The sequence below is a fragment of the Achromobacter sp. DMS1 genome, from assembly GCF_001270295.1.
On sequence record NZ_LHSJ01000225.1, the window covers coordinates 1 to 7,043 of the forward strand.

Consider the following 7,043-nt stretch of genomic DNA (forward strand, 5'->3'; position numbering starts at 1 on the left):
TCGTCGCCGGCCCCCGCGGGACCCTACCGGCTGGGCGTGCTGAATACGGATGTGGCGTTGTCCAGCCTGTGCGACGGCCTGAAGCGCCATGCGCGAGCCCCGGCCCCCGCGGGACCCTACCGGCTGGGCGTGCTGAATACGGATGTGGCGTTGTCCAGCCTGTGCGACGGCCTGAAGCGCCATGCGCGAGCCCATCTTGCCTTGTACGGGCCCTCGGGCACGGGCAAGACAGCCTTCTCGCACTGGCTGGCGGAAGAACTCGGCCGGCCGCTCCTCGTCCAGGATGTCCGGGATTTGCTGCACCGCGGGCGGCCAGCTCCGGCCTGCGGCTGGCCGACGTGTTCGCGCGGGCCGGCGAGGCGGGCGCGGTCATGCTCTTCGATGAGGCCGATGCATTGCTGGGCGCGCGGGCTTGTCACGGTCCTTGGGCCGGCGTGCAGCGCGAGCTGCTGGACCACATGGATGCCTGCGAGGGCATCGTATTGGTGGCGAGCCGCTACGACGGCCTGCTCGATCTGGCGGCGCTGCGCCGTTTCGATCTGAAGGTCCGCTTCGGTTATCTGCGCGAGGAGGATGCCTGGACCTTGTTCAACGATCTTGCGCACAGCCTGGGCCTGAGCGCAGAGACGGTAACGCCGCACGAGGTGGGAGGACTGGGCCGGCTCGCGCCGGGCGATTTCGCGGCTGTGCGTCGCCAATCGTTGCTGCATCCGATCCGGGATGCCAGGGATCTGTACAGGCGCCTGCGCGCCGAGTGCGCGTTCAAGCCGCCCGCAGACGGCAGGCGCGCTGTGGCATATGCGGGAGGGCCGGCGCAATGAGGTATCGCATGCTGGAGCTGCCTGCGGAAGCGGTGGAGGGCCTGCGCGCGGCGAGGCGGGTCGTGGTCATGACGGGGTCCGGATTGGGACCGGCTTGCGGCCTGCCGGTGTCGCCACCCGCTTGCCGGATCTGCGGAGCGAGGCTGCGGCCGGGCAAGCACAGGCACGAGGAGCCCGCGGCCGATGGCGTTTGCCGGCTTGCCATGGCGGAGGCGTCGCGCTGCGACATCTTTTTGTGCGCCGGCACTTCGCTGCAGACGCCGGGCGCAATCGACATCGCGCATGCCGCCGTGGCCGCCGGGGCGCGAGTGGTTCAGGCCAACCCCAACCCCACGCCGCTGAATCGCCTGGACGTCATGCACATTCCGTCGCTCGCCGAACTTGCGCTGCCCGTGCTGGCGGCGCGGGCCTGGCCCTAATCAGGCATCGGTGGGCAGATAGGCGCGCGCCAGTGCCTGGGCTTCCCGGGCGAAGCGGGCGCGCGCGCCGGGGCGAAGAATTTCTATCGACGAGGCATGGCCGTGCAGCAATTGCCAGAGCATGACGGAGGGCCGCACGCGCGCGTGGAGAACGAACCCGTTTTCCGCTTCTTCGATCGTCTGGTCCGCGGCGAGCCAGAATTCGCGCAAAGGATGGCGCCGCGGCTTGCCGTCGGCCAGCATGGGCTCGTGCGCGCGCAGCACGAGGCATATCTCGTCTTCCGGGTAGAAGTTGAGCGCCTCTTCTTTTACCGCGTACTCGCGCAGATCGAAGCCCGGATCGAGGTCGGCGGGTTCGTCCAGCAGACGGACTTCGGAAAGCCTGTCCATGCGGAACAGAAAGCGGCGGCCGGGTTTCCTGGGGCCCCAGGCGACCATGTAGAGCACGCCGGCGCGGTCGACCATGCCCAGCGGCGTCATTTCGTAGGCGCGCGGACTCGGCTGTTTCTCGCCGAACGGCGTATTGCGAAAACCCAGTTTGCGGCCGTAGTACAGCGCATGCGTGACCTGCCGGTAAACCTCGGGTTCGACACGCGGCAGCACCATGGGATGCGTGCTGTCTATGCGCAGGGTCTTGCGCGACCAGTTGGCCGCGTCGCCGCCATCCACATGGGGCCGATGGCGCGCCAGGTAGGCGCTCGCCGCCTCGAACGTGGCGGCCAGGTCGTCCAGGACCACCGCGGGAAGATACCGTTCGGCCACTTCCCGCAGCGCGCACATCGCCATGGCCATGTTCACGTTCATGTTCTGGATGCTGAACTGGCTGCGCGCAATGGTGCGGTACCAGCGCCGGTCGCGCGTGGCGCCATGGAATCCGATGCTGTCGACATTTTCCATGGCGCGGCGTATCTGGCGGTCCTGCGGCACCGGATCCTGCAGGCGGGCGAGCCGCTCGCGGATTTCCGACATGCTGATTCCGCAATTTCCGGCTTCCTCGTCCGCAGCGTAGGGGAGGATTTTCAGCAGATTATCCAGAAGGGCGGCTTGACTGGGTGACATGGATATTCAGGGAGAAAGGATATGGATGCAATCCGGCGGTTCTTGACTCTACAAAATGCCCGATTCGTGCCGTTACCGCCAATAACGACCTCCGGCGCGCCCGACACTCGCCCCGCAAGCGGCGCACTGAATCGCGCAATTAATCCATCCGCCGCACAAGACGGAAAAATCCTGCCGCGGCGAATTAAGTCTGAAAACTATAATTCAAAATGTGTAATTAGTATTTAAATGTATACTCCATGCGTTTCACAGGAGAAGCGCCCGCAACCGGCCGCGGCTGGCGGATTCGGAAGGGCTGGGAGAAAACCATGTTGAAAGCAGTGGCAAAGGGTGGGGCGATGGCCCTGATGGCGGCGCTGGTTGCCGGTTGCGCAACCGAGCGTTCGCAGGCGTTGGCGGTTCCGGCCGTGGCCGCGGCCGCCAAGCCGTACCAGGGTGTGCGCAGCCCCATTTCCGTGGGCAAGTTCGACAATCGCTCGAACTATCTGCGCGGCGTGTTCTCCGATGGCGTGGACCGCCTGGGCGGCCAGGCCAAGACGATACTCGTGAGCCACTTGCAGCGCACGGGCCGCTTCCAGGTCATGGACCGCGAGAACCTCACCGAAATCAAGCAGGAGGCTTCTTTCAACAAAGAGGCCAACCGCATCAAGGGCGCGCGCTACGTGGTGACGGGCGACGTGACCGCCTTCGGGCGCAAGGTCACGGGCGACCATCAGCTCTTCGGCATCCTGGGCCGCGGCAAGGAGCAGGTGGCCTATGCCAAGGTGGACCTGAACGTGGTCGACGTGACGACTTCCGAGGTGGTCTATTCGGCGTCGGGCGCGGGCGAATACAGCCTTTCCAACCGTGAGATCGTGGGCTTCGGCGGCACGGCGGGCTACGACTCCACCCTCAACGGCAAGGTGCTGGACCTGGCCATCCGCGAAGCGGTGGACCGCCTGGTCGACGGCATCGAACAGGGCTCCTGGCAGCCCTCGGCGCGCTGAGGAGGCCGGCCATGCACATCAAGCACGAGTCTTGCCGGCGCGCCGCGCGCCTGGCGCTGGTTGCGGGCGCGCCGCGCTGCTGGCGGCCTGCGCGCCCAGCCCAAGCCCATGTACACCTGGGACGCCTACCAGCCGGCCCTCTACGCCTATCTCAAGGAAGACGGCGCCGACTATTCCGGGCAGGCGCTCGCCATGGAGAAGAACATCGAAACGGCGCGCGCCACCAACCAGGTGCTGCCGCCGGGCTTCCGCGCCCACCTCGGCATGCTCTACCTGAAGATGGGAGACGGCGACAAGGCGGCGGCGCAGATCGAGGGCGAGAAAACCGCCTTTCCCGAAGCCGCTCCTTTCATGGATTTCCTGCTGCGCAACGCCGGCGGCGCCAAGAGCGCCGCCGCCCAGCCCCCGGCCGCAGCGCCCGCCAGACCTTCCGCAGACATTTCCCGGAAAGGAACCTGAACACCATGATCCGAGCCATCATCCGAGCCGGGGCGCTGGCCCTGGCGGCGGCGCTCGCCGGTTGCGCGGCGCCCCAAGCCAACGTCGATTACACCGCGTTCCGCGAAAGCAAGCCGGCCTCGCTGCTGGTGCTGCCGCCGCTGAACAACTCGGTGGACGTGGCGGCCACCTCGGCTGTGCTCGCGCAGGCGACGCGTCCGCTGGCCGAGTCCGGCTACTACGTGGTGCCCGTGGGCGTCATGGACGAAACCTTCAAGCAGAACGGCCTCTACACCGCGGACGACATCCAGAACCTGCCGCCGGCCAGGCTGCGCGAGATCTTCGGCGCCGACGCGGCCATCTACATGACCGTGAAGGAATACGGCAGCACCTACCAGGTGATCAATTCCACCGTGACGGTGGACGTCCAAGCCTCGCTGGTGGACCTGCGCACCGGCGCCAAGCTCTGGGAGGGCGGCAAGCGCGTGGTGCAGGCCAGCGACAGCGGCGGCGGCGGCCTGATCGGCATGCTGGTCAACGCGGTGGTCAACCAGATCATCAACAACCTGTCCGACCGCAGCTACGCGGTGGCGGGCATCACCAATAGCATGCTGCTCAGCGCCGGCCAGCCCGGCGGCATTCTCTACGGGCCGCGCTCGCCACATTACGGGACGCAGTAGCAGGCGCCGCGACGTGCGCATGCAGGGCCGGGCCGCGGCGGGCGCGGCCCTTTCTTTTCGCGGACCAGGGGCCGGCGCTGCGCCGGACCGCGCCTGCGCGGATCATGGCGACAATGACAGGTTCGCCGCCTTGGCCGCCTGTTTGTACAGGGGAATCTCCCGCGCCATGGTTTCCGCCAGCGCCTGGGAAGAACTGCCGACGGGTTCGATGCCCAGTTCCAGGAGCCGCCTGGCCACGCCGGGCTCGCGCAGGGCGGCGGAGATGGCCGATTGCAGCGTGGCGACGACGGCATCGGGGGTGCCTGCCGGCGCATACAGCGACGACCAGAACGACATGGCGAAACCCTGGACGCCGGACTCGGTAACGGTCGGTACGTCGGGCAGCAGGGTGAAGCGCCTGGCGCCCGTGACGGCGAGGGCGCGCAGATGGCCGCTTCGCAGTTGCGGCAGGACGGCGGCGGCATCGACCAGCGCGAAGTCGATTTCGTTGGACAGGAGCGCGGCGACGACCGCGGAGTTGCCCTTGTAATTGACGACTTCGGCGGGTATGGCGGTCCGGCTCGAGAAGACGGCGGTGGCCAATTGAAAAGAATTCGCGCCGGCCCCGGCGAACAAGGGTTTTCCGTTCTTGCCGGCCAGCGCGGCAAGATCGCCGACGGATCGGGCTGGGCTGTCTTTCTTGACGACGAGAATCATGGGAATGTCGCCAACCAGCGAGATGGGCGCAAAATCGGCCACGGGATCGTAGTCGAGCTCGCGGTATAGAGCGGGGTTGACGGTCATGCCGCTGCTCGGGCCTACCAGCAGGGTATAGCCGTCAGCCGGGGCGCGCTTGACGGCGCCGATGGCGATGGCGCCGCTGGCGCCGGGGCGGTTCTCGACAATGAACGGCTGGCCCAGGCGGCGCTGGAGCTGTTCCGCCATGAGGCGGGCGAGAATGTCGTTGCCGCCGCCGGGCGCAAAGCCCACGATCATGCGTACCGGCCGCGCCGGATAGTCTTGCGCCGCGGCGTGACAGGCCAGCGCCGCCATCAGCATGCCGAGCCACCAGGACAGATACCGTTTCATGTCGCGCTCCAATCGTTGAGTGCCGTGCGCGCTTACTCGGGAATGCACGGATGGCCCATTGTGGACCGCGTGGCTATATTGGGCTCGACTCAACGTGCCAGCCGACGCTGCTGGCAGCGACAGCCCGGAGTCGGCATGGCACCTGAATGGCATCACTGGAGCACCCTCGACCACGGCCCTCATGCGCTGGCGTTCTGGCATGACGCGGTCTGTGCCGGCGTACTGGATTCCGAGTTCTGCGCCGAGCCTGGCGCCGCTTTTGCCGGCACCATGTCCAGCCAGACGCGCACCGAGGCGCGCCTGGTCAACTTTGCAAGCTCGCCGCATCGCATCCGGCGCTCCCAGCGGCATGTCAGCCGCCGGGACAGCGATCACCTCATGCTCAGCCTGCAGGTGCGTGGACGCGCCGTCATGTCGCAGGGGGAGACGCAGGTATGCCTGCAGCCCGGCGAATTCGGCCTGCTCGACCCCTCCTCGGCGTTCGATATCGACTTTCCCGAGCCCACCGCGCGCCGCCTGGTGTTGCTGCCGCGCCACGTGCTGGCCGCGCGCTCGCCGGGCCTGCGCGCCTGCGCGAACCCGCCAGGCTGCCCGCCGGCATGGCGTCGAGCCGGTGCTGACCGAGACCATGCGCCTGTTGACCGAAACCGGCCTGACCCTGGAGAGCCGCACGGTCGATACGCTGCTCGATACGGTGGCCGAGATCGTTGCGCTGCAATGCGCGCCGGCGGCCGCGGCGCCTTCGACCGAGCTGTCGTTCGTGGGCGTGAAGCGCCACATCGATACCGCGATCGCCGATCCGGGGCTGTCGCCCGCGTCGGCGGCGGCGGCGTGCCGGATCTCGGTCCGGACGCTGCACAGATTGTTTGCCCGCCACGCCCAGCAGTCGTTCGAGGCGTATGTCGTGCAAACGCGGCTCGCGCTCGCGCGCGAGCTTCTTGCCGCCGGCAAGGCGCGCACCGTGAGCGAAGCCGCGTTCGCATGCGGCTTCAATAATCTCTCCCATTTCACCCGGCGGTTTTCCGAACGCTATGGCGAGCTGCCGGTGAATCTGCTCAGGCAAGGGCAGGCGGGCGCCTGACGCTCTGGGCGGCATCCGCTGGCGCGTTGGGCACAGACCGCGCCGGCGCCGCGCGACAGAATGCGCTTCATCCCGGTTCGTACCGGCCAGCTTCTTCTGTCGCACCATGCCCAAGACCATCGCCATTCATCGCCAGGACCAGGTCCGCGCCGCCGCCGACGCCTGCGTGCATTTCGGTTTCTGCACTGCGGTCTGCCCCACCTATGTGCTCGATGGAGAAGAGCTCGATTCGCCGCGGGGGCGCATCGCGCTGGCGCGCGAGATGCTGGGCAGCGATGCGCCGCCGAGCGAAACCGCCGTGCGGCATCTGGACCGCTGCCTGTCATGCCTGTCTTGCGAGTCCACCTGCGCGGCCGGCGTTTCGTACCGGGACATCATCGACGGGGCGCGTGAGCGCATCGAGCAAAGCCGGGTGCGTCCGCTGCCGCAGCGCATGCTCTGCGCTCGGCGGTGAGCGGGTGCTGACTTCGCCGGCGCTGCTCCGTTCCGGG

At 67.5% G+C, this 7,043-nt stretch carries 9 protein-coding genes and 2 pseudogenes; 9 read left to right on the forward strand and 2 right to left on the reverse strand.

From position 1 onward, the window contains the following. Positions 1 to 144: 144 nt before the first annotated feature. The 3 genes and pseudogenes from AD428_RS29735 to AD428_RS26425 form a co-directional block, all read left to right on the forward strand. Positions 145 to 288, forward strand: a pseudogene (locus AD428_RS29735) (AAA family ATPase); the annotation flags it as partial. A 35-nt stretch (positions 289 to 323) separates the two neighbouring features. Further along, complete coding sequence (locus AD428_RS25570) at positions 324 to 821, forward strand: AAA family ATPase (RefSeq protein ID WP_369798801.1); 498 nt, start codon at positions 324 to 326, stop codon at positions 819 to 821. Between the two features lie 8 nt (positions 822 to 829). Next, entirely contained in the window at positions 830 to 1,240 is a 411-nt protein-coding gene (locus AD428_RS26425) for a hypothetical protein (RefSeq protein ID WP_152968173.1), read from the forward strand. Here AD428_RS26425 and AD428_RS20425 read toward each other — a convergent pair whose 3' ends face one another. Further along, on the reverse strand, positions 1,241 to 2,209 hold the full coding sequence (locus tag AD428_RS20425; RefSeq protein WP_235491027.1) for a helix-turn-helix transcriptional regulator: 969 nt from the start codon (positions 2,207 to 2,209) through the stop codon (positions 1,241 to 1,243). Between the two features lie 398 nt (positions 2,210 to 2,607). Between AD428_RS20425 and AD428_RS20430 the strand changes: the two genes are divergently transcribed. The 3 genes from AD428_RS20430 to AD428_RS20440 are packed head-to-tail and all read left to right on the forward strand — an operon-like array spanning position 2,608 to position 4,403. Continuing rightward, a complete protein-coding gene (locus tag AD428_RS20430; RefSeq protein WP_082308516.1) occupies positions 2,608 to 3,285 on the forward strand; it encodes a CsgG/HfaB family protein in 678 nt (225 codons plus the stop codon). A 60-nt stretch (positions 3,286 to 3,345) separates the two neighbouring features. Further along, positions 3,346 to 3,744: a DUF4810 domain-containing protein gene (locus AD428_RS20435; RefSeq protein WP_053246397.1), complete on the forward strand. Its 399-nt coding sequence runs from the start codon at positions 3,346 to 3,348 to the stop codon at positions 3,742 to 3,744. A gap of 5 nt (positions 3,745 to 3,749) precedes the next feature. Then, positions 3,750 to 4,403, forward strand: a complete 654-nt coding sequence (locus AD428_RS20440; RefSeq protein ID WP_053246398.1) for a DUF799 domain-containing protein — start codon at positions 3,750 to 3,752, stop codon at positions 4,401 to 4,403. 102 nt (positions 4,404 to 4,505) lie between these two features. Here AD428_RS20440 and AD428_RS20445 read toward each other — a convergent pair whose 3' ends face one another. Further along, positions 4,506 to 5,471, reverse strand: a complete 966-nt coding sequence (locus tag AD428_RS20445; protein ID WP_082308517.1) for a Bug family tripartite tricarboxylate transporter substrate binding protein — start codon at positions 5,469 to 5,471, stop codon at positions 4,506 to 4,508. Between the two features lie 135 nt (positions 5,472 to 5,606). Here AD428_RS20445 and AD428_RS29740 point away from each other — a divergent pair. The 3 genes and pseudogenes from AD428_RS29740 to AD428_RS20455 all read left to right on the forward strand — a co-directional run. Then, positions 5,607 to 5,969: pseudogene (locus tag AD428_RS29740) on the forward strand (helix-turn-helix domain-containing protein); the annotation flags it as partial. Between the two features lie 115 nt (positions 5,970 to 6,084). Next, complete coding sequence (locus AD428_RS28410) at positions 6,085 to 6,552, forward strand: helix-turn-helix domain-containing protein (RefSeq protein ID WP_053246399.1); 468 nt, start codon at positions 6,085 to 6,087, stop codon at positions 6,550 to 6,552. A gap of 106 nt (positions 6,553 to 6,658) precedes the next feature. Next, the gene (locus tag AD428_RS20455) at positions 6,659 to 7,006 is read left to right on the forward strand and encodes a 4Fe-4S dicluster domain-containing protein (protein ID WP_053246400.1); all 348 of its coding nucleotides are present in this window, start codon (positions 6,659 to 6,661) and stop codon (positions 7,004 to 7,006) included. Positions 7,007 to 7,043: the final 37 nt, after the last annotated feature.

What these genes read in the sequence shown, in the direction of transcription:
- AD428_RS20430 (WP_082308516.1), top strand. Translation starts at nt 2,608, where the DNA reads ATGTTGAAAGCAGTGGCAAAGGGTGGGGCGATGGCCCTGATGGCGGCG.
- AD428_RS20440 (WP_053246398.1), top strand. Translation starts at nt 3,750, where the DNA reads ATGATCCGAGCCATCATCCGAGCCGGGGCGCTGGCCCTGGCGGCGGCG.
- AD428_RS26425 (WP_152968173.1), top strand. Translation starts at nt 830, where the DNA reads ATGCTGGAGCTGCCTGCGGAAGCGGTGGAGGGCCTGCGCGCGGCGAGG.
- AD428_RS20455 (WP_053246400.1), top strand. Translation starts at nt 6,659, where the DNA reads ATGCCCAAGACCATCGCCATTCATCGCCAGGACCAGGTCCGCGCCGCC.
- AD428_RS20445 (WP_082308517.1), bottom strand. Translation starts at nt 5,471, where the DNA reads ATGAAACGGTATCTGTCCTGGTGGCTCGGCATGCTGATGGCGGCGCTG.
- AD428_RS20425 (WP_235491027.1), bottom strand. Translation starts at nt 2,209, where the DNA reads ATGTCGGAAATCCGCGAGCGGCTCGCCCGCCTGCAGGATCCGGTGCCG.